The organism is Micromonospora sp. H33 (genome assembly GCF_052068455.1).
Taxonomy (GTDB): Bacteria; Actinomycetota; Actinomycetes; order Mycobacteriales; family Micromonosporaceae; genus Micromonospora.
The window spans coordinates 202,421-228,113 of record NZ_JBQHDE010000005.1; the positions used below are offsets into that span (position 1 = coordinate 202,421).

22 protein-coding genes are annotated in these 25,693 nt (G+C 73.8%); 10 read left to right on the forward strand and 12 right to left on the reverse strand.

The genetic code is table 11. The features are described from left to right. Positions 1–64: 64 nt before the first annotated feature. Complete coding sequence (locus tag ACTMS0_RS14915; RefSeq protein ID WP_441155767.1) at positions 65–1,309, reverse strand: MFS transporter; 1,245 nt, start codon at positions 1,307–1,309, stop codon at positions 65–67. A gap of 94 nt (positions 1,310–1,403) precedes the next feature. Between ACTMS0_RS14915 and ACTMS0_RS14920 the strand changes: the two genes are divergently transcribed. Next, positions 1,404–2,513 carry an RNA-guided endonuclease InsQ/TnpB family protein gene (locus ACTMS0_RS14920; RefSeq protein WP_441155768.1) on the forward strand — a complete coding sequence of 370 codons (1,110 nt, stop codon included), beginning with the start codon at positions 1,404–1,406 and terminating at the stop codon, positions 2,511–2,513. 119 nt (positions 2,514–2,632) lie between these two features. Here the strand turns inward: ACTMS0_RS14920 and treY are convergent, their stop codons facing one another. From treY to ACTMS0_RS14965, 9 genes are all read right to left on the reverse strand, one after another. After that, positions 2,633–4,945 carry a malto-oligosyltrehalose synthase gene (gene treY, locus ACTMS0_RS14925; RefSeq protein WP_441155769.1) on the reverse strand — a complete coding sequence of 771 codons (2,313 nt, stop codon included), beginning with the start codon at positions 4,943–4,945 and terminating at the stop codon, positions 2,633–2,635. Next, entirely contained in the window at positions 4,945–6,576 is a 1,632-nt protein-coding gene (gene malQ, locus ACTMS0_RS14930; protein ID WP_441155923.1) for a 4-alpha-glucanotransferase, read from the reverse strand. The genes treY and malQ overlap by 1 nt, the downstream gene beginning before the upstream one ends. Next, complete coding sequence (locus ACTMS0_RS14935) at positions 6,483–7,838, reverse strand: glycogen synthase (protein ID WP_441155770.1); 1,356 nt, start codon at positions 7,836–7,838, stop codon at positions 6,483–6,485. The genes malQ and ACTMS0_RS14935 overlap by 94 nt, the downstream gene beginning before the upstream one ends. Continuing rightward, positions 7,835–8,584: an HAD family hydrolase gene (locus ACTMS0_RS14940; protein WP_441155771.1), complete on the reverse strand. Its 750-nt coding sequence runs from the start codon at positions 8,582–8,584 to the stop codon at positions 7,835–7,837. Before ACTMS0_RS14940 ends, ACTMS0_RS14935 begins: the two co-directional genes overlap by 4 nt. Next, complete coding sequence (locus ACTMS0_RS14945) at positions 8,581–8,862, reverse strand: ubiquitin-like small modifier protein 1 (RefSeq protein WP_441155772.1); 282 nt, start codon at positions 8,860–8,862, stop codon at positions 8,581–8,583. Before ACTMS0_RS14945 ends, ACTMS0_RS14940 begins: the two co-directional genes overlap by 4 nt. A gap of 11 nt (positions 8,863–8,873) precedes the next feature. Continuing rightward, positions 8,874–9,641, reverse strand: coding sequence for a HisA/HisF-related TIM barrel protein (locus ACTMS0_RS14950; protein WP_441155924.1), 768 nt, complete (start codon positions 9,639–9,641; stop codon positions 8,874–8,876). 119 nt (positions 9,642–9,760) lie between these two features. Beyond that, a complete protein-coding gene (locus ACTMS0_RS14955; protein ID WP_441155773.1) occupies positions 9,761–10,216 on the reverse strand; it encodes an SgcJ/EcaC family oxidoreductase in 456 nt (151 codons plus the stop codon). A 60-nt stretch (positions 10,217–10,276) separates the two neighbouring features. Beyond that, positions 10,277–11,851: a GMC family oxidoreductase gene (locus ACTMS0_RS14960; protein ID WP_441155925.1), complete on the reverse strand. Its 1,575-nt coding sequence runs from the start codon at positions 11,849–11,851 to the stop codon at positions 10,277–10,279. Positions 11,852–11,943: 92 nt separating this feature from the next. Then, the gene (locus ACTMS0_RS14965; RefSeq protein WP_441155774.1) at positions 11,944–13,125 is read right to left on the reverse strand and encodes an acyl-CoA dehydrogenase family protein; all 1,182 of its coding nucleotides are present in this window, start codon (positions 13,123–13,125) and stop codon (positions 11,944–11,946) included. A 403-nt stretch (positions 13,126–13,528) separates the two neighbouring features. On the opposite strand from ACTMS0_RS14965, the gene ACTMS0_RS14970 reads away from it, so the two are divergent. The 9 genes from ACTMS0_RS14970 to ACTMS0_RS15010 all read left to right on the forward strand — a co-directional run bounded on the left by ACTMS0_RS14970 (position 13,529) and on the right by ACTMS0_RS15010 (position 22,917). After that, positions 13,529–13,996 (forward strand): SgcJ/EcaC family oxidoreductase, encoded by a 468-nt coding sequence (locus ACTMS0_RS14970; protein WP_441155775.1) that lies wholly within the window; start codon positions 13,529–13,531, stop codon positions 13,994–13,996. A 34-nt stretch (positions 13,997–14,030) separates the two neighbouring features. Continuing rightward, a complete protein-coding gene (locus tag ACTMS0_RS14975; RefSeq protein ID WP_441155776.1) occupies positions 14,031–14,516 on the forward strand; it encodes an SgcJ/EcaC family oxidoreductase in 486 nt (161 codons plus the stop codon). Positions 14,517–14,587: 71 nt separating this feature from the next. Beyond that, complete coding sequence (locus tag ACTMS0_RS14980) at positions 14,588–15,379, forward strand: SAM-dependent methyltransferase (protein ID WP_441155777.1); 792 nt, start codon at positions 14,588–14,590, stop codon at positions 15,377–15,379. A gap of 46 nt (positions 15,380–15,425) precedes the next feature. Next, on the forward strand, positions 15,426–16,769 hold the full coding sequence (locus tag ACTMS0_RS14985) for a nucleotide disphospho-sugar-binding domain-containing protein (RefSeq protein WP_441155778.1): 1,344 nt from the start codon (positions 15,426–15,428) through the stop codon (positions 16,767–16,769). Positions 16,770–16,928: 159 nt separating this feature from the next. Continuing rightward, entirely contained in the window at positions 16,929–18,083 is a 1,155-nt protein-coding gene (locus ACTMS0_RS14990) for a DegT/DnrJ/EryC1/StrS family aminotransferase (protein WP_441155779.1), read from the forward strand. Between the two features lie 33 nt (positions 18,084–18,116). Continuing rightward, a complete protein-coding gene (locus ACTMS0_RS14995; RefSeq protein ID WP_441155780.1) occupies positions 18,117–19,178 on the forward strand; it encodes a glucose-1-phosphate thymidylyltransferase in 1,062 nt (353 codons plus the stop codon). Between the two features lie 55 nt (positions 19,179–19,233). Continuing rightward, positions 19,234–20,541, forward strand: coding sequence for a lipopolysaccharide biosynthesis protein RfbH (gene rfbH / locus ACTMS0_RS15000; RefSeq protein WP_441155781.1), 1,308 nt, complete (start codon positions 19,234–19,236; stop codon positions 20,539–20,541). Between the two features lie 46 nt (positions 20,542–20,587). After that, positions 20,588–21,934, forward strand: a complete 1,347-nt coding sequence (locus ACTMS0_RS15005; RefSeq protein ID WP_441155782.1) for a nucleotide sugar dehydrogenase — start codon at positions 20,588–20,590, stop codon at positions 21,932–21,934. Further along, positions 21,931–22,917 (forward strand): NAD-dependent epimerase/dehydratase family protein, encoded by a 987-nt coding sequence (locus ACTMS0_RS15010; protein ID WP_441155783.1) that lies wholly within the window; start codon positions 21,931–21,933, stop codon positions 22,915–22,917. The genes ACTMS0_RS15005 and ACTMS0_RS15010 overlap by 4 nt, the downstream gene beginning before the upstream one ends. A 232-nt stretch (positions 22,918–23,149) precedes the next feature. On the opposite strand, the gene ACTMS0_RS15015 is transcribed toward ACTMS0_RS15010, so the two are convergent. Together ACTMS0_RS15015 and ACTMS0_RS15020 are read right to left on the reverse strand one after the other, a co-directional pair. Then, the gene (locus tag ACTMS0_RS15015; protein ID WP_441155784.1) at positions 23,150–24,760 is read right to left on the reverse strand and encodes an MFS transporter; all 1,611 of its coding nucleotides are present in this window, start codon (positions 24,758–24,760) and stop codon (positions 23,150–23,152) included. A 40-nt stretch (positions 24,761–24,800) separates the two neighbouring features. After that, entirely contained in the window at positions 24,801–25,469 is a 669-nt protein-coding gene (locus ACTMS0_RS15020) for a DUF899 domain-containing protein (RefSeq protein WP_441155785.1), read from the reverse strand. Positions 25,470–25,693: the final 224 nt, after the last annotated feature.

Genomic DNA, 25,693 nt, shown 5'->3' on the forward strand with positions numbered 1-25,693 from the left:
CGCCCCGAGACCGGCGGCGGTGGGACGACTGCGCGGACCGGGCCGCGGCCGGCAGGACGCGCGATCAGCGGCGGACGGCGGACGGCCGCTGGACCGGTCCGGCCGACGGCTCCGGCGACCGGCGCAGCGCGCGCAGCAGCAGCGGCACCGGCAGCACCGCCACCACCCCGGTGGCGACCGCGAGCACGGTAAAACCGCCGGCCGCCAGCACCGCCCCCGCCGCCACGCTGGCCACCGCCGAGGCACTCCAGACCACCGCGTCGACGCCACCCTGCACGCGGGTGCGGTACGCCGGATCGAGAGCGCCGGTGAGCTGACTGCTCCCGCCGACGAACGTGAAGTTCCAGCCGAGCCCGAGCAGGAAGAGCGCGACGGTCAACCGGGCCAGCCCGGGGGCCGGGCCGAGCGACGCGAGCAGCACCGACACGACGAGCACGCCGACGCCGGTCAGCGAGGCCACCAGCCCGCCGAACCGGTCGGCCAGGTGACCGCTGAGCGGGGCGAGCCCGAACATGCCGATCAGGTGGAAGGTGAGCACGAGCCCGACGGCGCCCAGACCGTGGTGGTGGTCGTGCATGTACAGCGGGGTCATCGTCATGAGCGTCACCATGGCGACCTGGCCGGCCACCATCGCGCTCAGCGCGGTCACCACGGCGGGCTGCCGCCACACGGCGCCGGGAACCCGGCCGGCGGGCCGGCTCCGGGCCGCGATCCGCAGCCGGGGAAGGGCCGCCGAGGCGGCCAGCGCGCCGGCCGCGGCCACCACGGCGACCAGGAACGGCCCCGTCAGCGCGGGCAGACCGGCGGCGGCCGCGCCCGCACTGCTGGGCTGCATCAGGTTCGGGCCGACGATGGCGCCGACCGTGCCGATCCAGACCACCAGGCCGACCACGAAGCCGCGGCGGTGCGGCGGGTACAGCTCCGCGGCGCAGTAGCGCGACAGCTGAGCGCCCCCGTTGCCCACGCCGAGCAGCACCATGCCGAGGAGGAAGGGGACCATCGCGCCGACGACGACGGCGTACCCGGCGACGGCGGCGCCGAGCAGCGCCACCGCGTACCCCGCGGTGAGGGCGAGGCGGGTGCCGCGCCGGCTCATCAACGCGGCCAGCCCCAGGGTGCCGGCGGCGGTGCCGACCACGCCGGCGGCGTTGGGTACGCCGCTCCAGGTGGCACTGAGGCGGTCCGCGCCGATCAGCGTGGCGACCGTGCTCGCCCCGACCATGGAGGTGTTGGTGATGGCGACCCCGCCGATCAACGCCGCCGTCGACCGCCCGCGTTCGGTGATGTCCGTCGATCCACTCATCAGCATTGCGGCGTGGATACCCCCGCCTTCAGGCGGGGAGGAAACGCCGCTCCCTCCCTTCATTGATAGTTTCACATGAACCAGTGGTAGATTGTGAGGCGTGGGTGAGTCGGTTAGGCGGGCATACAAGTACCGCTTCTATCCGTCGCCCGAGCAGGCAGACCAGTTGAACCGGACGTTCGGATGCGTCCGCTTGGTCTATAACCGAGCATTGGAAACGCGCACCCGCGCATGGGCGGTGGACCGTCAGCGCACCACCTACGTGCAGACATCGGCGTGGCTGACCGAGTGGAAACGCATCGCGGAGTTGGCGTTCCTCAACGAGGTCAGCTCGGTTCCGTTGCAGCAGGCGCTGCGGCACCTGCAGGCCGGGTTTGCGGCATTCTGGGGGAAGCGGGCGCGCTACCCGCGGTTCAAGTCGAAGCGCAAGTCCCGGGCGTCGGCCGAGTACACCCGGTCGGCGTTCCGCTGGCGCGACGGCCAGATCACGTTGGCCAAGATGGACGCCCCGCTGGCCATCGTGTGGTCTCGGCCGCTTCCAGCCGCCGCTGAGCCGTCCACAGTCACGGTGTCCCGCGACCCGGCTGGCCGGTGGTTCGTCTCGATCCTGGTCGACACGGCCGTCGCAGTGTTGCCGCCGACTGATCAGGTCGTGGGGGTGGACGCCGGAATCACGAGCCTGGTCACGCTCTCCAGCGGGGAGAAGGTAACGAACCCCCATCACGAGCGCACTGACCGGAGGAAGCTCGCCAAGGCGCAGAAGACGCTGTCCCGCAAGGAGAAGGGCTCCGCAAACCGGGCCAAGGCCCGGATCAAGGTGGCGCGGATCCATGCCCGTATCACCGACCGGCGACGGGACCTGCTGCACAAGCTGAGCACTCGACTCGTCCGCGAGAACCAAACGGTCGTGATCGAGGACCTCACCGTGCACAACATGCTCCGCAACCACCGGCTGGCCCGCGCCATCTCCGACGCCGCGTGGTCCGACCTGCGCGCCATGTTGGAGTACAAGGCCGCCTGGTACGGCCGGACGGTGATCGCGGTCGACAGGTGGTATCCGTCGACCAAGACCTGCTCGGGATGCGGGCGGATCAACACGACCATGAACCTCGGCGTCCGCCGCTGGACGTGCCCCGGCTGCGGCCGGAAACACGACCGGGACGTAAACGCTGCTAGGAACATCCTCGCCGCCGGGCTGGCGGAGAGGTAAAACGCCTGTGGAGGGACGGTAAGACCCGACCCGCGCACGCGGTGAAGGCGCGACCCGGTGAAACAGGAACCCCCTCGGGTGACCGAGGGAATCCCCGCCCCTCAGGACGGTGGAGGAGGTCAAGACTCCGTACTCTGCATCAGGAGGGCGACCGGCAGCCACCCCAGGACGTCCGACACGCGCGGATGCGGCGTGTCGTGGCGCTGCCCGGTGAGGGCGTCGATCCACCCGGCGCCGGGCAGCGTCAGCACCGTGTCGCGCCAGCCACCGGCCGCCGCGAGGCCCACCGGGAGCCGGGTGGCGACCGCCACCAGGCCGGGCCCGCGGTGGAAGCCGACCACGTGCGCCCGGGCCGGCCCCTCGGCGCTCACCGGGCGGTAGCCGCAGAACAGCTCGGGCCGGGCGCGGCGCAGCCGCAGCGTCCGGGCGGTGAGCAGCAGCTTGGCCGCGCCCGTCTCGTCCACCGGCGGCAACCAGCCCGCGTCGATCCGGTCGAGCAGCCGCCGCCGCAGCGCGAAGTCGACCGGCCGGCGGTTGTCCGGGTCGACCAGGGAGTGGTCCCACAGCTCGGTGCCCTGGTAGACGTCAGGCACACCGGGGCCGGCGAGCTGGAGCAGCTTCTGGCCCAGGGCGTTGGACCAGCCGGGCGGGGCGATCCGGCCCACGAAGGCGGCCACCTCGGCCAGCAGGTCCCGGTTTGCGGCCACCCGCCGCGGCCAGTCCCGGACCACCCCCTCGTACGCCGGGTCCGGGCGCAGCCAGTCGGTGCGCGTCCGCATCTCCCGGACGACCTTGACCAGGTGGTCGGTGAGCCGGTCCACGCCGATCGGCCACGCCCCGACCAGGGTCTGCCAGGTCAGCGGCTCGACCGCCGGGTCGCCGACCGGGCAGCGGGCGGACCAGCGCCGGACCCGTTCGGCCCATTCGCCGGGCAGCTCGCTGAGGACGGCGAGCCGGGCCCGGACGTCCTCCGAGCGCTTGGTGTCGTGTGTGGACAGCGTCGTCATCGTCCGGGGCCAGGCCGACTCGCGGAGGGCGTTGGCGGCGTGGAACTCCGCCGGCGGCACGCCGAACCGGTCCGGGTCGCCGCCGACCTCGCCCAGCGCCACGAGCACCTGGTGGCGGTAGAAGGCCGTGTCCTCGACGCCCTTGGCACTCACCGCGCCGGTGCTCTGCTGGAAGCGGACCGCCAGCGCGCCCGCCGGACGGGCCACCATCTCGTCGCGGAGTCGCCGGGCCGGTCCAGCGAGCCGGGGATGGTCGCGGGCGACCGTGGCGACCGCCTCGTCCAGCGCCCAGCGGTGCGCGGGCAGGTAGGCGCGGTAGGCCGGCATCGCGACCAGCAGCTCGCGGACCGTGTCGGTCACCATCTCGGCGGGCCGCTCCGGCAGCAGCGGCCGGGCCGCCGCCGCGATCCGGCGGGCCTCCGCCACGAGGAGGGTGTCGACGACGTGCCGGCGGGCCGCCCGCGCGACCGCCGCGAACCGGGTCCGGCCGGCGAGTCCCGCGGCGGCGGCCAGGCCGTCCCGCCCGGCCGGGTCGACGAACACCCCGCAGATCTCGCGCAGCGCCTCGTAGCCCGTCGTGCCGTCGACGGGCCAGCTGGCCGGCAGGTCCTCGCCGACCGCGACCACCTTCTCCACCACCAGCCAGGCGTGCGGGGCGGCCGACCGCAGCCGGCGCAGGTACCCGGTCGGATCGGCCAGCCCGTCCGGGTGGTCGATCCGTAGCCCGGTGACCTCGCCGTCGGCGATCCAGCGCAGCGGCAGCGCGTGCACCGCGTCGAACACCTCGTCCCGCTCGGTACGCAGGCAGGCCAGCGTGTCGATGTTGAAGAACCGGCGGTAGGTCAGCTCGGCGACCCCGCGACGCCAGCCGACGAGGCGGTAGTGTTGCCGGGCGTGCACCTCGCCGACCGGGCCGGTCCCGGTGCCGGGGGCGAGCGGGAACCGGTGCTCGTGGTAGGTCAGGGTGTCGTCGACGACCTTCAGGTCCCGCTCGGCGGCCACTCCGCCGTCGCCGTCGTCGGCGAGGACGGGCAGCAGCAGCGGCCCGGCGGACCAGTCGACGTCGAAGAACCCGGCGTACGGCGAGCCGGGCCCCTGCCGCAGCACGTCCCACCACCACGGGTTCGCGTACGCGTCGGCGACGCCCATGTGGTTGCACACCACGTCCACGACCAGGCCGAGCCCGGCCCGGCGGAGCCGGTCGACGAGTGCGCGCCGGCCGGCCTCGCCGCCCCGGTCGGGGTCCACGCGCGACGGGTCGGTGAGGTCGTAACCGTGGTCGGAGCCGGGCGTGGCGGCCAGCAGCGGCGACGTGTAGAGGGCGCCGACGCCGAGCCGGTCCAGGTAGTCGACCAGGTCGGCGGCGTCGGTCAGGGTGAACCGGGGCGTGACCTGGAGGCGGTACGTGCTGGTCGGCGCGGCCATCAGCCGGTGAACCCGCTCGGCCGCCGGCTGGCCGCCCGCCGGTCCCGCCCGTACGTCTCGGTGAGCCGGCGCAGCCGGAATTCCAGCCCCGGGCTGAGCGACCGCGGCGGCAGCCGCCACGCCCAGTTGCCGTCGGAGCGGCCGGGGACGTTGAGGCGGGCCTCCGAGCCGAGCTCCAGCAGGTCCTGCACCGGCAGCACCGCGAGGTACGCCACCGACCCGAACACCGCCCGCGCCATCGACCAGCAGATGCCGTCGGGGAAGCCCCCGAGGTAGCGCTCCACACGGGACCGTTCGTCAGCGCTGCGCTCGGCCCACCAGCCCAGGGTCGTGTCGTTGTCGTGGGTGCCCGGGTAGGCGACGCAGTCGACCGGGTGGTGGTGCGGCAGGTGCTGGTTCTCGTCGCCGCCGAACGCGAACTGGACCAGCCGCATGCCGGGGATGCCGGCGTCGACGCGCAGCTGCTGCACCTCGGCGGAGGCGGGCCCGAGATCCTCGGCCAGCAGGGTCACGTCGCCGAGATCCTTGCGGAGCCGCTGGAACAGCGCGAGGCCGGGCCCCTCCCGCCAGGACCCGTCGCCGGCCCGGCCCGGCACCGGGACCGCCCAGTAGCGCAGGAAGCCGCGGAAGTGGTCCAGCCGCACCATGTCGTACCACTCGGTCATCCGCCGGACCCGCGCCACCCACCAGGCGAAGTCCTCGGCGGCCATCCGGTCCCATCGGTAGAGCGCGTTGCCCCAGACCTGCCCCTCGTGGCTGAACTCGTCCGGCGGGAAACCGGCCACGGCGGCGGGCCGGCCGTCGGCGTCGAGGTCGAACAGATCCGGACGGGACCAGGTCTCGACGCTGTCGACGCCCGGGAACATCGCGATGTCGCCGATCAGCTCGACACCCAGCGCGGCGGCCCGGGCACGGACGGCCCCGAAGTGCCGGGCGAACAGGTACTGCTCGAACCGATACCGGTCGAGCTCGTCGGCGGCGCTCTCGTCGAGCCGGGCCAGGGCGGCCGGGTCCCGGCGCGCCAACGGCGCCGGCCAGTCCGTCCACGGGCCGCCGTGGCGGTCCCGCAGCACCATGAACCGGGCGTAGTCGTCGAGCCAGCCGGCCTGGTGCCGGCAGAACGCCCGGTAGTCGGCGTCCGGGGTGAAGGCCGCGTGGGCCCGGGCCAGCAGCCGCCGCTTCACGGCGAGAGCGGCCCGGTAGTCGACCCGCTCCCCCGGCAGCTCCGGCTCGGCGGCCAGGTCCGCGGCGTCGAGCAGGCCGTCGTCGCGCAGCCGGTCCACGCTGATGTAGAGCGGGCTGCCGGCCAGCGTCGCCGGCGACTGGTACGGGCAGCCCTCCGCGCCCACCGGGTTCAGCGGGAGCATCTGCCAGACCGACTGCTCGGCCGCGGCCAGGAACTCCAGCCACTCCTCGGCGGCCGGACCCAGCTCGCCGACGCCGTACCGCCCGGGCAGGGAGCTGGGGTGCAGAAGGATGCCGCTGCGTCGGGTCAGCATCGCGCGTGTCGTCCTCTCCGTCGTCGGGGCGGGTGCGGTCAGTCGGCGGGGCGGTAGAGGGCCTCGTACCGCCGCGCCGCGTCGTCCCAGGTGAACCGGGCCCGCATGCCCCGGTCGCGCAGCGCCGCCCAGCCGGCGGTGTCGGCGTGCCGGGCCACCGCCGCACGGACGGCCGCGACCAGGTCGGCCGCGCGGTCGCCGTCGAACGCGACGCCGAGCCCGGACTCGCCGACCGTCTCGGCCATGCCGCCGACCCGGCTCACCACCGGGACCGAGCCGTAGCGCAGGGCGATCAGCGGCGCCAGGCCGCACGGCTCGTAGCGGGACGGCGCGAGGAAGGCGTCCGAGCCGGCGTACGCGAGGCGCGCGGTCGCCTCGCCGCTGTCCGGGTGGAAGGCGACACCCGGGTGCCAGCGGGCGGCCCGGACGAACGCCCGCTCGTACGCGGCGCCCGTGCCGACCACGACGAGCTGGATGCCGAGCGCGGCGATCTCGTCGATGCCCTCCAGCAGCGCCTCGACGCCCTTCTGCGGTACCAGCCGGCCGACGAAGGCGAACAGCGGCACGTCCGGGTCGACCGGCAGGCCGCTGGCCCGCTGCAACGCCTCCCGGTCCACCGCCTTGCCGGACAGGTCGTTGACGTCGTACCGGGCCGGGAGGAAGCGGTCCGTCGACGGATCGAAGTGGTCGTAGTCGACCCCGTTGAGGATGCCGTGGTAGTCGCCGCCCCGGGAGCGCAGCAGGTGGTGCAGCCCGGAGCCGTGCGCCGGGGTGAGCGTCTCGTCGCGGTAGCGCGGGCTGACGGTGGTGACCGCGTCGGCGTACCGGATGCCCTGGGCCAGCAGGTTGCCGCTGCCGTAACCGGTCAGGCCCAGCTCGGTGGCCTTGTCGTAGGGGAAGAGCCCCTGGTAGGCGAGGTTGTGGATGGTCAGCACCGAGCGGGGTGCGGTGGGCCGCCGGCGCAGCTCGGCGGGCACGTGGCCGACGTGCCAGTCGTTGCAGTGCACCGCGTCCGGCCGGTGACGGGGGTGGGCGGCCAGCTCCGCGACCGCGCGGGAGAAGAGCACGAACGAGGCGAGGTGGCGCTCCACGTACCCCTCGGGCCGTTCCCAGTCCGGGTGCCGGTCCGAGGCCAACGTGTAGTAGCGGACCCCGTCGTGGTCGCCGAGGTCGGTGACGTGGAAGCGGGCCCGGACGCGGCCGGCCGCCACCGGCACCGTCCCGACTGGACGGCCGGTGGGCAGGCCGGCGTACCCGGGGAGGACCAGCTCGACCCGGTGCCCGCGCGCGACGAGCGCCTTGGGCAGCGCCTGGGCGACGTCGCCGAGCCCGCCGACCTTGACCAGCGGGGCGACCTCCGACGTGGCGAAGAGGATCCGCAGCGGCGCGCTCACCGGCGCACCCCCGCAGCGGTGGACGGTGCCGCCGGTGCGGCCGGTGCGGCGGGTGGCGCGGCACGGAGCAGGACGGCGGCCGCCCCGGCGATGTCGAGGCGGACCCCCTCGGGACCCGGCGCGGCACGCAGCGCGGCGACGGCGGGCGCCGTCCACGTGGCGCCGGCTGCGGTCAGGCCCGCCTGCTCGCCGACCCCGACGCTCGCCGCTCCGGCGGCCGTCGCGGCGCGGACGCCCCCGCTGGAGTCCTCGACCACGAGGCAGCGGGCCGGATCCAGGCCCAGCCGCTCGGCGCCGAGCCGGTAGCAGTCCGGGGCCGGCTTGCCCCGGGGCGTCTCGCCCCAGGTGACCATCGCGGTGAACGCGCCGGCCAGGCCCAGCTCGCGGACCACCCGGCGGGCCCGCCGGTCGGACGCCCCGGTCACCAGCGCCATCGGCACCCGCGCGTCACGCAGCGCGCCGACCAGCGCCACCGCGCCGGGTACAGCGACGAAGTCCAGCGCCGGCTCGGCCTCGCGCACCTGGCGCAGCACGTCCTGCCGGTCGTCCTCCGGCAGGTCGCCGAAGAGCGCCGCGACGGTGTGCTCCGGCGCGCACCCGAGCACGTCACGCCGGATCGCCGCCGGGTCGGGCCAGCGCCCGTACCCGGCGGCGATCCGGCGCCACAGCGCCACGATGGCCCGGCTCGAGTCGATGAGGACTCCGTCCAGGTCCCACAGGACGCCGGCGAACTCCCGCACGCTCACCCGGCCCCGCCGGCGACGGCGGGCAGGATGACGAGCACGTCGCCGTCGCTGGTGCGGGTGTCGAGCAGCCCGCTCTCGCGGACGTCGACGTCGTTGACGTACAGGTTGACGAATCGGCGCAGGCTACCGTCGTCGGTGACCAGCCGCGAGTGCAGGCCCGGGTGGCGGGCGGCCAGGTCGGACAGCACGTCGGCGAGGGTCGCGCCGTCCGCGGTGACCTGCTTGTCGCCGCTGGTGTACTGCCGGAAGACCGTCGGGACGGTCACGTGCACGGCCACGGAAGCTCCTTTCAGGTGGGGATCTCGTCGCCGGGCATCGCGCCGGCGAGGTACGACAGCCGGCCGGCCGACACGGCGTGCCGCATGGCGGCGGCCATGGTCAGCGGCTCCTTCGCCTGGACCAGCGCGGTGTTGACCAGCACCGCCGCCGCGCCCAACTCCATCGCGAGGGTGACGTGCCGGGCGCTGCCCAGGCCGCCCTCGACCACCACCGGGATGCCGACCTCGTCGATGATCCGGCGGATCGGCGCCGGGTCCGGCACGCCCCGACCGGAGGCGACCGGCGCGGCCATCACGCGCAGCGCCGAGCAGCCGAGCGACTCCAGTGCCCGGGCCGTGTCCAGGTCGGGCAGGATGAACGGCATGACCTCGTAGCCCGCCTCGCGCAGCCGGCCGGTGGTCTCGATGGTCGCCCGGTTGTCCGGCAGGTTGGTGCCGTCCCGCACGTCCAGCTTGAACACCTCGATGCCGTACGAGTCGCGCAGGATCTCGACCGTCCTCCAGGCGCTCTCGGCGGACCGGGCGAACGACGTGGTGCCGACCCAGAGGTAGCGGTCCAACGACAGTTCGTCGTCCAGATCGGACAGCAGGAGGCTGGACCGTCGGTTGTCCGGGTCGACGGTGGTGATGAAGATCTGCGACCCGGTCACCTCCAGCACCTGCCGGACCACCGCGGGCGAGGTGTACTGCTCGATACCGACGAGGAGCCGGGAGGTCAGTTCGCGGCCACCCAGCACCAGCCACGGCTCCGCCAGATCCCGCTCCGGCAACGTCTCCACGGACAAGGGAACACCTTTCTGTCGCGGCCACCGGGCGGTGGCCGGTCGGGGGGCGGCGGTACGCGGCCGGCCGGAGCCGGCCGCGTCCATCCCGCGCGCCGTCAGGGGAAGGGGTGGGCTCAGCCCTTGACCGGGCTGGACTGGTACGACAGAACCCGCCAGTCGTCGTCGGCGCGGACGCTGACGAAGGTGATCCGGCTGGACCGTTCCGGGGCGACCTCGTCCTCGTCAGCCAGCAGGAGGCCGCCCTCGGCGACCATGAAGGCGCAGTCGCGGTGCAGCATCTTGATCTCGACCGGTTCGAAGCGCATCCGGGTGCCCTTGTACCGGCCGGCGAAGGCGTCGGCGAGCCAGGACCGGATCTCCTCCCGGCCCTTCAGCTGCTCGTCACCCATCAGCATGCTGCCGTTGTCGGTGAACATCGCGGCGATCGCGTCGGCGTCGCCCGCGTCCCAGTTGGCGCGGACCCGCAGCGGGGCCGTCAGGGAGTGGCCCTCCTCGCCGTTGCTGTAGGCGCCGTAGTTGGTGGCCCACTGCTTGGCCTGGGTGACCAGCGACGCTGCCTTGGTGCTCATGGTGTGCTCCTCGCGGGGTTCACCGGCGCGGGGCGCCGGGCTGGTGGACACGGGGTCGGGTCAGCCGGCCGTCAGCGCCGCCTCGACCGAGGCGGGCACACCCCGGACCAGGTCGGCGGCCTTCTCGCCGATGGCGATCGTCGCGGCGTTCGGGTTGCCGCTGACCAGGCGGGGCATCACCGACGCGTCGGCGACGCGGAGCCCGTCGACGCCGAGCACGCGCAGCTCCGCGTCGACGACCGCGCCCATCGCGCAGGTGCCGGCCGGGTGGTAGATCGAGTGCGCGTACTGGCGGACGTAGTCGCGCAGGTCGGCGTCGGACTCCGAGGCCGGCGGCCGGAACGGCCGCTCGGTGTACGGCTTGAGCGCCGGCTGCCGGGCGATGTCCAGCCCGATCCGCAGCGCCGCCACCGCGTCGTCCAGATCGGACTCCTCGGCGAAGTAGTTGTGGACGATCTTCGGCTTGGCCGTCGGGTCGTCCAGAGCCAGCAGGACGCTGCCCCGGCTGCGCGGGGCGAGCATCGACGGGCCGTACGACAGGGCGTGGTCGGTGGGCGTGCCCAGCCCGTTGTCGGCGAACATGACCGGCGCGGCGAGGAACTCCACGTCCGGCGCGGGCAGGCCGCCGTTGGTCCGCACGAACCCGCCGGCCTCCGGCCCGTTCGAGGTGAGCGGCCCCCGGCCCTCGGTCATGAACTGCTCCAGGTGCTCCGGCGTGCCGGCGGCGAGCAGGCTGACCGGGTGCGAGTGGGCGTAGATCAGCGGCACCAGGACGTGGTCCTGGAGGTTCTGCCCGACCTGTGGCTGGTCCAGCACGACCGGCAGGCCCAGCGCGGTCAGCAGCGCCGCCGGCCCGATGCCGGAGAGCATCAGCAGTTGCGGCGAGTTGTACGCCCCGGCGGAGAGCACCACCTCGCGCTCGGCGCGGATCTCGACGTCCTCGCCGAGGCGCTGGCCGATCACGCCGACCGCGCGGCCGTTCTCGATGAGCACCCGGTGCACCTGGAGGTTCGTCTCGACGGTGAGGTTGGGCCGTCCGGCGGCCGGGTGCAGGAAGGCGGTCGCGGTGCTGGCCCGCCGGCCGTCCCGCTGGGTCAGCTGGAACAGGCCGAAGCCGTCCTGCTCGGCGCCGTTGAAGTCGTCGTTGGCGCCGAAGCCGGCCTCCTGCGCCGCCGCCACGAAGGCCGCGGACATCGGGTTGCGGGCCCGGCCCTCGGAGACGGCGAGCGGCCCGCCGACCCCGTGGTACGCCGACTCGCCCCGCTCGTTGTCCTCCGAGCGCTTGAAGTACGGCAGCAGCTCGTCGTAGCTCCACCCGGGCTGGTTCCAGCCGTCGAAGTCGGAGCGGTGGCCGCGGATGTAGATCATCGTGTTGATCGAGCTGGTGCCGCCGAGCACCCGGCCGCGGGGCAGGTAGATCCGGCGGCGGTTCAGGTACGGCTCGTCGTGCGTGTCGTAGTCCCAGTCGAGCTGGGTGCGGAACAGCCGGCCGAACGCCACCGGGACGTGCACGTTCTGCGCCGTGTCCGCCGGGCCGGCCTCGATCAGGCAGACCCGGACGTCGGGGTCCTCGCTCAGTCGCGCGGCCAGCACGCAGCCCGCCGAACCGGCGCCCACGATCACGTAGTCGTACATCCACCCCTCCTCGTCGCCGGGCCGCCAGGCGTGCCGCCGGCGCAGCGTGGTGCGGGAGCCGGCCACCGGTGCCGCCGGCGGCCGGCCCGACGTCAGATGTAGAAGCTGTTCGGCTCCAGGCCGCAGAGCACCCGGCCGTAGAGCTCGTAGTTGGTCTGCGGGGTCATCAGCGCGTGCAGGTTGACCGTCTGCACGTCGCGGGCGATCCGCTGGATCGGCACCGAGCTGTAGATCGAGGAGCCGCCGCTGGCCAGGGCCAGCACGTCCACCGCGGCCCGGCCGAGCTGGCAGACCGCGCCGACGTCCGCCCGGGAGCGGACCCGCTCCTCCAGCGTCCACGGCTCGCCGGAGCGGCCCTTCTCGTCGACCAGCGTCGTGACCCGGTGGGCGTGGAACTCGGCCTGGTCGGTCTTGAGCGTCGCCTCGGCCACCTGGAGGTGGGTCACCGGCGCCTCGGCCTGGCTGTCGTAGCTGGTGTACGTGATCTTGCGGCCGGGCAGCCGCTCGAGGAACGCCTCGCGGGCGGCCCGGGCCAGACCGAGCACCGTGCCGACCGACGAGGCCGCGGCGACGCCGAGCAGCGGCGCCCGGTACATCGGCGAGTCGGCGTTGCGCTCCGAGGCGTACTGGCCCTGGAGGATCGCCGGCAGCGGCAGCACCCGCTCGGCGGGGACGAAGACGTCCCGCGCGACGGTGGTGACGCTGCCCGAGCCGCGCATCCCGGCGGTGTACCAGTCGTCGACGACCTCCAGCTCGGTCATCGGCACGAGCATCATCACCGGCATCGGCGTGCCGTCCGGCGCCGCGCCCATCGCGATGATCTCCTGCCACTGGCTGTGCAGGGCGCCGCTGATGAAGCCCCACTGGCCGTTGAGCAGCACCCCGCCCGGGCGGGGCTCGGCGCTGCCGGTCGGGCTGAGCGTGCCGCAGACGCGGACGTCGGGCGTGGCGAAGACCTCGTCCTGGACCTCGTCCGGGAACATCCCCACCATCCAGCCGGGGATCCACCACACCGAGGCGGTCCAGGCGGCGGAGCCGTCACCGCGGGCCAGGTGGGCGGCCACCTCGCAGAGGGTACGGGTGTCGGACTCGTACCCCCCGTAGCGGCGGGGGACGCGCATGCGGAACAGACCGGCGTCGGCCATCGCCTCGACGACCTCGTCGTGCAGGCGGCGGTTCTCCTCGGACCAGCTCGCGTGCTTCTGCAACAGCGGCACCAGCTCGGCCGCGCGGCGCACCAGCTCCGGGCCGGGCACTGTCTGGGTGACGTCCACCCTGACCTCCTCGCAAGTCGTCGGTTCGGCGGTTCCACCCGCCCCGGGCGTACGGTGCGTGCCGGGTCGCGGGGTGTGCCACGGGTCGGCAACCCCGGCACGGGGCGGCCCCGGCACGGGCGGCGGGACGGACCGGGCCGGCCGGTCCCCGCATGCCCCGGGTGCCCTTGGCATCGTCGGCGGCGCACGCGCAGCCCCGCATCTTTCGAAGTGCGATGTTGCCGGTGCGTCCGGCCGCCGCCGGAGAGCGGCGGGGGTCGACCGGGGCCGGGTAGCGCAATCACAAAGATGCGCTGAGTGACGAACCCCGGCCACGATTCCAGGTAGCGATCACCACCGGTACCCGGCGAGGAGTTCCGGCGTCCGGCCGGTCCCCGCCGCACCCGAGGGAAGGGAACACCCCATGTCCACGACCACCCAGGCCACCCGGCCCGACCTCGACGCCTACTACGGCCCCTTCACCAGCGAGAAGGAGAAGGAGGTCCTGGGCGTTCCGCTGCGCCTGGTCGCCGCCTGGAGCCGCAACGACGCCGCCGGTGTGGCCGACACCTTCACCGACGACGGCATCCTCATCCTCCCCGGCGACGTGTTCAAGAAGGGTCGCGACGAGATCTACTCCTTCATGGCCGCCGCCTACGCCGGCCCGTTCAAGGGCACCGGCGTGACCGGCAACCCGGTCGACGTGCGCTTCGTCAACGACGAGGTCGCCCTGCTGCGCACCCACGGCGGCATCCTCGCCCCGGGCGAGACCGAGATCGCCCCCGAGCTGGCCGTCCGCTCCACCTGGGTCTGCGTCAAGCGCGACGGCGAGTGGAAGCTCGCCGGCTACCAGAACAGCCCCCGCGGCGCCGGCGCCACCCTGCGCTGGTGACCCCGGCCCGACAACACCCTGCGAGGAGCGCACCATGACCACCACAGCGACGACGCGGTGGGGCGACGCGACGGAGATCCTCGGCGCCGCCGGCGTCACCGAGGACCCCGCCTACGTCCGCGACTTCCCCAGCCCCGAGGAGCGCGCGATCCTGGCCGTCCCGCAGCTCATCCAGGCGGCCTGGAAGGCCAACGACGCCGACTTCTTCGCCGACATCTTCGCCGAGAACGGCAGCCTGCTGATGGGCGACGAGCAGCTGACCAGCCGCGAGGAGATCCGCGCGTACATGGCCAAGGGGTTCGGCGGGCCCTACCGGGGCGCGTACGTCAAGGGCTACCCGGTCGCCCTGCGGATGCTGAATCCGGACGCGGCGATGGTGGTCACCGGCGGCGGCATCATCCTCGCCGGCGAGAGCGGGATCGCGCCCGACCGGCACATTCGCGCGACCTGGATCATCGTGCGGCGCGACGGCGAGCGCCCGCAGCTGATGTCCCACCAGAGCAGCCCCGTCAGCGGCTGACCGGCGGGGCCGGCCCGGACGGGCCGGCCCCGCCCCATCCATCCCCCCACCCGACCACCGAGGAGTCTCCGATGTCGACAGAGTCCGTGGAGCGGCCCTCACCGGCCCGGATGTACGACTACTTCCTGCACGGCACCAACAACTACCCGGTGGACCGGGCGGCGGCGGAGGCGGTGATCGGCCGGGTCGGTCAGACGCTGACCCGGGACGTGGTCTGGGAGAACCGCCGGTTCCTGGGCCGCGTCGTGCGGTACCTGGCGGCCGAGTGCGGGATCCGGCAGTTCATCGACATCGGAGCCGGGCTGCCGAGCCAGGAGAACACCCACCAGGTGGCGCAGCGGGCGGTGACCGCGCCGCGGGTCATCTACGTGGACAACGACCCGGCGGTCGCCGAGCACGGCACGCGGCTGCTCACCGCGCAGGAGCGGGCCAACACCGCCATCCTGACCGCCGACCTGCGCGACCCCGCCGCCATCCTCGACCACCCGGACACGAAGGCGCTGATCGACTTCTCCCAGCCGGTCGCCGTGCTGTTCATCGCGGTCTTCCACTTCGTCCGGGACAGCGAGGACCCGGCGTCGATCATCCGGGCGTTCCGGGACCGGATGGCGCCCGGGTCGTACCTGGCGCTGTCCCACCTCGCCGTGGAGGGCTCGCCGGCCGAGGAGCGCGCGCTGATGGAGGAGAGCTACCGCAACGCCACCGCGCCGATGGTCTACCGGTCGACCACGGCGATCCGCCAGCTGTTCGACGGCTTCATCCTCGTGCCGCCGGGCCTGGTGCCGACCGGCCGGTGGCGGCCCGACGGGACGGACGCCACGTCGACCGAGCGGATGTACGCCGGCGTGGGACGCAAGCCCTGACGCCACCCGCAGACCACCCGGCCCCCGCGCACACCAGAGGAGAGACATGCGCGTCGTCTTCGCCCTGTGGCCGAACCCGGCCCACCTGTACCCGCTGGTCCCGCTCGCCTGGGCGATGCAGAGCGCCGGGCACGAGGTCCGCGTCGCCTCCCATCCGATCCTGGCCGACAGCACGAAGGCCGTCGGGCTGACCCCGGTCGCGGTCGGTGACCCGGAGCTCATGCCGATGGGCCCCGGCCGGCCGCAGCCGCGCAGCGTCAGGGAGCGGCTCGACCGGATCACCGCCGCGCTGGAGCTGTCGCCGGCCGACAAGGACGTCTGGGACGTCTTCTACCAGTTCATGCTGCCGTCCATGTGGGACTTCCACCCGGTCGGCTCGACCGCCGCCGACCCGCACCCGGTCCTCGACGACCTGGTCGAGTTCACCCGGGCGTGGCAGCCGGACCTGGTGCTGTGGGACCCGTGCTTCCCGGCCGGGGCGGTGGCGGCGCGGGCCGCCGGCGCGGCGCACGCCCGGCTGCTGTGGGGCCTGGACTACTTCGCCTGGACGATGGACCGGTTCGCCGAGCGGGCCGCGCGGCCGGGCCCCGGCCCGGAGGCGAACCCGCTGGCCGAGACGATGCGCCCGGGCGCCGAGCGGCACGGCCTGGACGTCGACGACGAGCTGCTGCTGGGCCAGTGGACGGTAGACCCCACGCCGGCCGGCGTACGGCTGCCGACCGGCGTACGGACCGTGCCGGTGCGGTGGGTGCCCTTCGCGGCGCAGGAGGTGCTGCCGCGCTGGCTGCACCGGCGACCCGAGCGGCCCCGGGTCGCGCTGTCGCTCGGCCTGTCGCAGCGGATGTACTTCAAGGGCGGCTGGGACCACGTGCCCGGGCTGCTCCAGATGGTCGCCGACCTCGACGTGGAGGTGGTCGCCACGCTGAACGCCGACCAGCTGGCCGGGATCCCCGAGCTGCCGGACAACGTCCGGGCCCTGGACTACCTGCCGCTCACCCAGCTGCTGCCGTCCTGCGCCGCGCTCGTGCACCACGGCGGCATGGGCACGTTCGCCAGCGCGGCCGCGCTGCGGGTGCCGCAGCTGATCACCGACTCCGACGACGACAACGGCATGATCACCATCGAGGCCGACGGCATGGAATGGTCGATGGCGACCAAGCACATCGAGTCGTCGGTGACCGCGCGGTGCGTGGCACGGCGGGGTGCCGGGCTCGTCCTGGACATCAAGAACCTGTCCGTGGAGGCGATGCAGAAGCAGCTGGTCCGGGTGCTGGACGAGCCGTCGTTCCGGGAGGGCGCGGACTCGCTCTACGAGGACCTGCTCGCCACGCCGAGCCCGACCGAGATCGTGCCCGTGCTGGAGAAGCTGACCCGGCAGCACCGGGCCTGACCCCGCTGGCGCTCCCCCGGCGGCGGCCCGCACGTGCGGCGCCGCCGGGGCGTCCTCTCACGTCCTCTCTTGCCCTCGCGCGCCCTCGCACGCCCCTGAGCCGATCCGCGCCCGTCCCGCCGCCCGGCGGACCCGCCCGCCCGACCACCGGGAGAACCGATGATCAACGTATTCCAGCCGACGCTGGGCGCGGCCGAACTCGACGCCGTCCGCGACGTGTTCGACAGCAACTGGCTGGGGCACGGGCCGCGCACCCGGCAGTTCGAGCGGGAGTTCGCCGAGCACGCCGGGCTGGCGCCGGAGCGGACCATCTTCATCACCTCGGCCACCGCCGGCCTCTTCCTCGCCGTGGAACTGCTCGGCCTCGGGCCGGGCGACGAGGTGGTCCTGCCGTCGATCAGCTTCGTCGGGGCGGCCAACGCGATCGCGGCCGCCGGCGCCCGGCCGGTCTTCTGCGACGTCGACCCGCGCACCCTCAACCCGACGGTCGCCGACGTGGAGCGGGCGCTCACCCCCGCCACGAAGGCGGTGATCGTGCTGCACTACGGCGGCGTGCCGGGCGACGTGGCCGCGATCGCGGAGCTGTGCCGGCGCCGCCGGCTGGCACTGGTGGAGGACGCGGCGTGCGCCGTGGCGTCCACCGTCGACGGCCGTGCGTGCGGCAGCTTCGGCGACATCGCCATGTGGAGCTTCGACGCGATGAAGATCCTGGTCACCGGCGACGGCGGCATGCTGCACGTGCGCGACGACGAGCTGGCCCGGCGGGCACACCGGCTGGCGTACCACGGCCTCGAGCATGCCAGCGGCTTCTCCGCCGCCGGCAAGGGCGTGCCGCACCGCTGGTGGGAGCTGACGGTCCGGGAGTACGGCCGCCGGGTGGTCGGCAACGACCTGACCGCCGCGATCGGCCTGGTACAGCTCCGCCGGCTGCCGGAGTTCGTGGCCCGCCGGCGGGCGATCGCTGAGACGTACGACCGGCTGCTGGCCGACGCCGAGGGTGTCCGGCTCCCGCCGCCGTTGCCCGACGGGCAGGTCAACTCCCACTACTTCCACTGGGTCCAGCTCGACCCGGCGATCCGCGACCAGGTGGCGGCGGACCTGCTGGACCTCGGGATCTACACCACCTTCCGGTACGCGCCGCTGCACCGGGTTCCCGCGTACGGCGGCGGCGGGCACCTGCCCGGCGCCGACGAGGCGGCGCGGACCACTCTCCTCCTACCGATGCACCAGGGGTTGACCGATGCAGACGTACGAACGGTGGCCGACAGCCTGCGCAAGTCCGTCGACCAGCGACAGGCCCGGGCCGGTGGCTGACCGGACGGCCGGGCGGTCCCGAGGGCGGCTCCGGTGAAGGCCCTGGTGCTCGCCGGCGGCTCCGGTACCCGGCTGCGCCCGCTGACCTACTCGATGCCCAAGCAGCTCGTGCCGGTGGGCAACCGGCCGGTGCTGGAGCACGTGCTGGACGCCGTGCGCGCCGCCGGTGTGACCGACGTGGGGGTCGTGGTGGGCGGCTGGGCCGAGCAGATCGCCGACGCCCTCGGCGACGGCTCCCGCCTGGGCGTCCGGCTGACGTATCTGCGCCAGGACCAGCCGCGTGGCCTGGCCGACTGCGTCCGGGTGGCGCGCGGGTTCCTCGGCGACGACGACTTCCTCATGTACCTCGGCGACGTCATGCTGCCCGACGGCGTGGCCCGGTACGCCGACGAGTTCCGCGCCCTCCGGCCGGCCGCGCACGTGCTCGTGCACAAGGTCGCCGACCCGCGCGCCTTCGGCGTGGTCGAGCTGGGCCCGGACGGGGCCGTGCGGCGGCTGGTGGAGAAGCCCCGGCACCCGCGCAGCGACCTCGCCCTCGTCGGGGTCTACTTCTTCACCCCGGCCGTCCACGCCGCGGTCGACGCGATCACCCCGAGCGGCCGGGGCGAGCTGGAGATCACCGACGCCGTGCAGTGGCTGGTCAGCGCCGGCGCGGACGTCCGCGCCAGCGAGTACCACGGCTACTGGCGGGACACCGGCCGGGTGGAGGACCTGCTGGCCTGCAACCGGCACCTGCTCGACGGCCTGGCCCGCGACGTGGCCGGTCAGGTGGACGCCGCCAGCGAACTGACCGGGCCGGTGGTGGTGGCACCCGGGGCCCGGGTGGTCGCGTCCCGCGTCGAGGGGCCGGTGGTGATCGGCGCGGACGCCGTGGTCGAGGGCTGCCGCATCGGGCCGCACACCGCGATCGGTCGCGGCTGCCGGCTCACCGACGCCGAGGTGGCGGACTCGATCGTCCTGGAGGGCGCCTCCATCACCGCCGTCCGCGGCCTGCACGGCTCGCTGATCGGCCGGTCCGCCACGGTCCGTCCCGGCCCGGCGGCCGGGAGCCGGTTGGTCGTCGGGGACCACACCCGGGTCGAGATCGCCGCATGACCGGCCCCGGCCACCCGGCCGGCCGCTGCCGGGCCGAATCCGCAAGGGAGATGCGATGAGCGACGAACAGAAGGCGTTGCTGCTGGACAGCGTCCGCAAGTACCACCAGGAGATCCAGGAGGACCGGCCCTTCGTCCCGGGCGTGACGGAGATCTGGCCGTCCGGTGCGGTGCTGGGCGTCGAGGAACGGGTGGCGCTGGTCGAGGCCGCGCTGGACCTGCGTATCGCGGCGGGACGGAACGCCCGCAAGTTCGAGTCCGCGTTCGCGCGCAAGCTGCGGGTCCGCAAGGCGCACCTGTGCAACTCGGGGTCGTCGGCGAACCTGCTCGCGGTCTCGGCGCTCACGTCGCCGCAGCTCGGCGACCGGCGGCTGCGGCGCGGCGACGAGGTGATCACCGTCGCCGCCGGGTTCCCCACCACGGTCAACCCGATCCTCCAGAACGGGCTGGTGCCGGTCTTCGTCGACATCGAGCTGGGCACCTACAACGCCACCGTGGACCGGGTCGCCGCGGCGATCGGCCCGAAGACCCGGGCGATCATCCTCGCCCACGCGGTCGGCAACCCGTTCGCCGTGGCGGAGATGGCCGAGCTGGCCAGGGAGCACGGGCTGTTCCTCATCGAGGACAACTGCGACGCGGTCGGGTCGTTCTACGACGGCCGGCCGACCGGCAGCTTCGGCGACCTGGCCACGGCGAGCTTCTACCCGGCCCACCACATGACGATGGGTGAGGGCGGCTGCGTGGTGACGTCCAACCTGGTGCTCGCGCGGGTGGTGGAGTCGCTGCGGGACTGGGGACGCGACTGCTGGTGCGCGCCCGGCGAGAGCAACACCTGCATGAAGCGCTTCGAGCACCGGATGGGCTCGCTGCCCGACGGGTACGACCACAAGTACATCTACTCGCACGTCGGCTACAACCTGAAGACCACCGACCTCCAGGCCGCCCTCGGGCTCGCCCAACTGGCCCGGGTCGACGAGTTCTGCGCCACCCGACGGCACAACTGGCGCCGGCTGCGGGACGGCCTGGACGGGGTGCCGCACCTGCTGCTGCCGGAGGCCACTCCACGCAGCGACCCGAGCTGGTACGGCTTCGTCATCACGGTCGTGCCGGGGGCGCCCTTCACCGTGCCGGAGCTGGTGGACTTCCTGGAGGAGCGGCGGATCGGCACGCGGCGGTTGTTCGCCGGCAACCTCACCCGGCACCCCGCGTACGCCGACCAGCCCTACCGGGTGGTGGGCGACCTGACCAACAGCGACATCGTCACCAGCCAGACCTTCCACGTCGGCGTCTACCCCGGCCTCACCGACGAGATGATCGACTACGTCGTCTCGTCGATCCGGGAGTTCGTCAAGACCTACGGCTGACCGGCCGGCCCGGCGGGGCCGACCGGCGTCCTGATTGGAGCCTGAGATGGGTGTTCTGACCGACCGACGAGACCCCCGGGTGGCGGTCATCGGCCTCGGCTACGTCGGGGCCTGCATCGCGGCGGTGCTGGCCGAGCGGGGCCTCGACGTGGCCGGCGTGGACGTCGACCCGCACCTGGTCGACGAGCTGCGCCGCGGGCACTGCCGCTTCGAGGAGCCCGGCCTCGCGGAGCTGCTCCGGGCGGGCGCCGACACGGGCCGGCTGCGGGTCGGCACCGACTACGCGGCGGTCGCCGAGGCCGACGTCATCCTGGTGACCGTCGGCACCCCGGTACGGCTGGACGGGTCGCTCGCCGACGAGCAGTTGCGCGGCGCCTGCGTGGAGCTGAGCCGCCACCTGCGCCGGGGCCAGCTGGTCGTGGTCAAGAGCACCGTCCCGCCGGGCACGACCCGGGACTTCGTGCTGCCGCTGCTGGCCGGCGGTGGGCTGGTCGGCGGCGCCGACTTCGGGCTGGCGTTCACCCCGGAGCGGCTCGCCGAGGGTACGGCGCTGCGGGAGCTGCGGACCTTCCCGATCGTCGCGGGCGGCCTCGACGCGGGCAGCACGCGGGACGCGGAGACGTTCTGGCGGCGCGCGCTGGGTGTCGACGTGGTCCCGGTGGAGTCGCTGGAGGCCGCGGAGATCGTCAAGCTCGCCGACAACTGGTGGATCGACCTCAACATCGCGCTCGCCAACGAGCTGGCCAAGTTCAGCGCGCTGTACGAGGTGGACGTCCTCGAGGTCATCCAGGCCGCGAACGGCATCCCGAAGGGCACCGGCACCATCAACATCCTGCTGCCCAGCGTCGGGGTCGGCGGCTCCTGCCTGACCAAGGACCCGTGGATGGTCTGGCACTCCGCGCAGCAGCGGGGCCTGGAGATCCTCACCGCGCCGGCCGGCCGGCGGGTGAACGCCGGCATGCCCGCGTACACCGCGCGGTTGATCCTCGACGAGCTGGCCGCGCTCGGCCGCCCGGCCCGCGGGGCGCGGGTGGCGGTGCTCGGCCTGGCCTTCAAGAACGACACCGGGGACCTGCGGGCCACGCCCGTGCTGCCGGCGGTCGAGGCCCTGCGTGAGGCCGGGTGCGACGTGCGCCTGCACGACCCCCTGGTGGACCCGGACGAGGCGGAGAAGCTGTTCGGGCTGCGCCCGGTGGCGGACCTCGACGCGGCCGTACGGGAGGTGGACTGCGTCGCGGTGCTGGCGCACCACCGCCCGTTCGCCGGGATCGACTTCACCGCGTTGCCGGTCACCCGGCCCTGCCTGGTGCTCGACGGGCGGGCGTACTACAGCCGGGAGCGGATCGCCGAGCTGCGGACGGCCGGCTTCCACTACCGGGGGATCGGCCGGTGAGCGCGCGGGTCGTGGTGACCGGCGGGTACGGCTTCATCGGCGCCCACCTGGTGGACCGGCTGGTGGCGCGGGGCGACGAGGTCACCGTCGTCGACGGCGCCCGCCCGGCCACGGGACGTCCGGCGTGGGCCGGGCACGTCCGGTTCGTGGAGGGCGACGTCCGCGACGCCCGGCGCCTCGCCGAGGCGATCGCCCCCGGCGTCGACGTGGTCTACCACCTGGCCGCCGTGGTCGGGGTCGACCAGTACCTCGCCCGCCCGCTGGACGTCATCGACATCAACGTCACCGGTACGCGCACGGTGCTGGACCTGGCCTCCCGGGCGGACGCCCGGGTGGTGCTCGCCAGCACCAGCGAGGTGTTCGGCAAGAACCCGGCGGTGCCGTGGCGGGAGGACGACGACCGGGTGCTCGGCGCGACGTCGGCGGACCGCTGGACGTACTCGACGAGCAAGGCACTCACCGAGCACCTGGCGTACGCGTTCGGCCGGCAGCACGGGCTGGCGGCGACCATCGTGCGCTACTTCAACGTCTACGGCCCCCGGCAGCGGCCGGCGTACCTGGTCAGCCGGTCGGTGCACCGGGCGCTGAACGGGCGGCCGGTGGTCGTCTACGACCGGGGTCGGCAGACGCGCTGCTTCACGTTCATCGACGACGCGGTCGCCGGCACGCTCGCCGCGGCGGACCGCCCGGAGGCCGTCGGCGAGTCGTTCAACATCGGCAGCACGGTGGAGCACACCATCGCCGAGGTGGTGGAGCTGATCGGCGCCCTGACCGGCAGCGACGCGCGGTCCGAGGTGGACACCCGGACGGCGCTCGGCACCGCCTACGAGGACCTGGCCCGCCGTATCCCGGACACCACCAGGGCCCGCACGACGCTGGACTGGAAGTGCGAGGTGCCGCTGCGCGACGGTCTGGCCCGCACCGTCCGGTGGGCCCGGGAGAACCCGTGGTGGCTCGCCCTACCCGACACCGGAGCCTCCTGACCCACCAACCAACCGGCGCCGCCCGCCCCCCGTCCGGGGACCGGGCGGCGCCGTCGTGCGTACCCGTCCGGCACCAGCGTTGATCAAGAGGTTTTCGTCCCGGATCGCGCTGCCGGAGGACGAAAACCTCTTGATCAACCAGAGGCAGGAGGAGCGGAGGCGGGCACGGAGGTGCGCACGGCGGCCGGGGTGCGGGGGGGAACGCCCCGGCCGCCGTGCGCGGTCGGTGGGGCTACTTCCGGGCGGGCTCCGGGGAGCCGTCGGCGCCGGCCGCCGGCTCCCCGCTCCCCTGCTCCGCGTCGGCCGCCGGCTCCTCCGCCGTCGGGCGGACCCGGCGCAGCAGCAGTGCCGAGAGGACGGCGAGGAGCACGGCCAGCCCGGCGCTCACCACGCCCGCGATGTTGAAGCCACTGGTGAACGCGTCCCGTGCCGCCTCCAGCAGCGCCGCGCCGGCCTGGTCGGGGAGCTGACCGGCGACTGCGGTGGCACCGGCGAGGGACTCCTCGGCCGCCTCGCCGACGTCGCCCGGCAGGCCGGCCGGGACGGCGGGGGCGACCTCGCCGCGGTAGACCGCCGTGCCGACGCTGCCCAGCAGCGCGACGCCGAGCGCGACGCCGAGCTCGGTGCTGGTCTCGGACATCGACGACGCGGAGCCGGCCCGCTCGGGCGGCGCCGCACCGATGATCAGGTCGGTGCCCAGCACCGCCCCCGGGCCGAAGCCGAGGTAGACGATCACCAGACCGGTCACCGCCAGGCCGAGCCCGCCGGCGCTGCCCACCAGACCGATCAGCGCGTAGCCGACCGCGGCGATCACCATGCCGCCGGCCACGACGTAGCCCGGCGCGACGCGCTGCGCGACCATCGGCGCCAGCATCGACCCGACCAGCATGGACACCGCGTACGGCAGCATCCACAGACCGGCCCGCAGCGGCGAGAGGCCCTCGACGAGCTGGGCGTACTGCGCGAAGAGCAGCGCGATGCCGCCGATGGTGGCCCCGCCGATCAGCATGATGAGCAGGGCGGCGCTGAAGGTGCGGTTGGCGAACAGGCGCACATCCAGCAGCGGATGGGCGAGCCGGCGCTGCCGGTGGACGAAGACCACACCGATCACGAGGCCGACCACCATGGCCAGCAGCGGCTGGGCGCCGAAGCCGTCCTTGGCCAGCTCCTTGAGGCCCCAGACGACCGCCAGGACGGTGGTCAGGGAGAGCGCGACGCTAACCAGGTCCAGACGGCCGGCGTCGGGGTTGCGGTACTCCGGCAGCAGCACCGGCGCGGCGATCAGCAGCACGATCATCACCGGAACGCCGAGCAGGAACACCGAGCCCCACCAGAAGGACTCGAGCAGGGCGCCGCCGATCAACGGCCCGACGATCGAGCCGATCATGAAGCAGCTCATCCAGATGCCGATGGCCATGGTGCGCTGCTGCGCGTTGCGGAACATGTTGCTGATCAGCGACAGGGTCGACGGCATCAGCGTCGCGCCGGCGACGCCCAAAAGCGCCCGCGTGGCGATCAGCATCTCGGCGCTGGTGGAGTACGCGGCGACGACGGAGGCCGCGCCGAAGGCGGCCGCACCGATCATCAGCAGCCGCCGCCGGCCGATCCGGTCGCCGAGGGTGCCCATCGTGACCAGGAACCCGGCGATCATGAACCCGTAGATGTCCATGATCCACAGCAGCTGGGCGGCGTCCGGCGCCAGGTCGGCGCTCAGGTGCGGCAGCGCCAGATAGAGCACGTTGAGGTCGAGCGCCAGCAGCAGCGTGGGCAGGGCGAGCACCGCGAGCCCGATCCACTCCCGCCGACCGGCCCGGAGTCCGGCCTCGCTCTCGTTGACGTCCATGGTGGTCCTTTCCGTCCGAGGTACGCGGAAGCGCCCAGGCCTACTTGTCGTAGTCGTCGTGCAGCCGCCACCAGCTGTACGGCGTGGTCTGCGGTCGCCCGTCCGGGGTGTCCTCCCAGGTCTCCTGGCGGCCCAGCGGGGTGAGGTCGAGGAACGTCCAGTTGCTGCCGAGGGCCTCGACGCCGCGGGCGGTGGTGAAGTACGTGCGGTACACGTCGTCGCCGTCGCGCAGGAAGACACTGAGGCCGAACGACTCCCCCGCCTCCGACGTCAGCCCGAGGTCGGTGTTGAAGTCGGTGCCGTACGACGAGTACCACGGCAGCGTCCAGCCCATCCGCTCCTTGAAGGGCGTGATCTCGGCCAGCGGGGCCCGCGAGATCAGGGCGAGCGTGGTGTCCCGGGCGTTGAGGTGGGCCGGATGCCCGAGGTTGTCGACGAACATGGAGCAGCCCTCGCAGCGGTGCGACGAGCCCGGCGTGAACATGAAGTGGTAGACGACGAGCTGCCGCCGCCCCTCGAACACGTCGGCCAGGCGGGCCTTGCCGGCCGGGCCCTCGAAGACGTACTCCTTGTCGATCCGGGTCATCGGCAGCCGGCGGCGCTCGGCGGCGAGCGCGTCCCGGGCCCGGGTCGCCTCCTTCTCCTTGACGAGCAGCCGCTCGCGCGCGGCCTGCCACTCCTCCGTGGACACGACCGGTGGCAGGTTCATGATGTCTCTCCGTTCGTGGTGGTGACGCTTTCTGAGGGGGGTGCCGGCGGCCGGACCGCGCGCACGCGCGGGTCACGGCGAGGGGACGTGGCCCGTACGGGGGACCCACGGCCGGCCGTGCTCCGGCACCCTGATCCACCCTGTCCGACGCCGCTCTCGGTCCACTCCCGGTCCACTCGCGGTCGCCCCCGGTGACGTGACGGCCCGTCGCCGGACCACTGCGT

What these genes read in the sequence shown, in the direction of transcription:
- ACTMS0_RS14990 (WP_441155779.1), top strand. Translation starts at nt 16,929, where the DNA reads ATGATCAACGTATTCCAGCCGACGCTGGGCGCGGCCGAACTCGACGCC.
- rfbH (WP_441155781.1), top strand. Translation starts at nt 19,234, where the DNA reads ATGAGCGACGAACAGAAGGCGTTGCTGCTGGACAGCGTCCGCAAGTAC.
- ACTMS0_RS14975 (WP_441155776.1), top strand. Translation starts at nt 14,031, where the DNA reads ATGACCACCACAGCGACGACGCGGTGGGGCGACGCGACGGAGATCCTC.
- ACTMS0_RS14960 (WP_441155925.1), bottom strand. Translation starts at nt 11,851, where the DNA reads ATGTACGACTACGTGATCGTGGGCGCCGGTTCGGCGGGCTGCGTGCTG.
- ACTMS0_RS14955 (WP_441155773.1), bottom strand. Translation starts at nt 10,216, where the DNA reads ATGAGCACCAAGGCAGCGTCGCTGGTCACCCAGGCCAAGCAGTGGGCC.
- ACTMS0_RS14970 (WP_441155775.1), top strand. Translation starts at nt 13,529, where the DNA reads ATGTCCACGACCACCCAGGCCACCCGGCCCGACCTCGACGCCTACTAC.
- ACTMS0_RS14985 (WP_441155778.1), top strand. Translation starts at nt 15,426, where the DNA reads ATGCGCGTCGTCTTCGCCCTGTGGCCGAACCCGGCCCACCTGTACCCG.
- ACTMS0_RS14915 (WP_441155767.1), bottom strand. Translation starts at nt 1,309, where the DNA reads ATGCTGATGAGTGGATCGACGGACATCACCGAACGCGGGCGGTCGACG.
- ACTMS0_RS15005 (WP_441155782.1), top strand. Translation starts at nt 20,588, where the DNA reads ATGGGTGTTCTGACCGACCGACGAGACCCCCGGGTGGCGGTCATCGGC.
- ACTMS0_RS14980 (WP_441155777.1), top strand. Translation starts at nt 14,588, where the DNA reads ATGTCGACAGAGTCCGTGGAGCGGCCCTCACCGGCCCGGATGTACGAC.
- treY (WP_441155769.1), bottom strand. Translation starts at nt 4,945, where the DNA reads ATGGCCGCGCCGACCAGCACGTACCGCCTCCAGGTCACGCCCCGGTTC.
- ACTMS0_RS15015 (WP_441155784.1), bottom strand. Translation starts at nt 24,760, where the DNA reads ATGGACGTCAACGAGAGCGAGGCCGGACTCCGGGCCGGTCGGCGGGAG.
- ACTMS0_RS15020 (WP_441155785.1), bottom strand. Translation starts at nt 25,469, where the DNA reads ATGAACCTGCCACCGGTCGTGTCCACGGAGGAGTGGCAGGCCGCGCGC.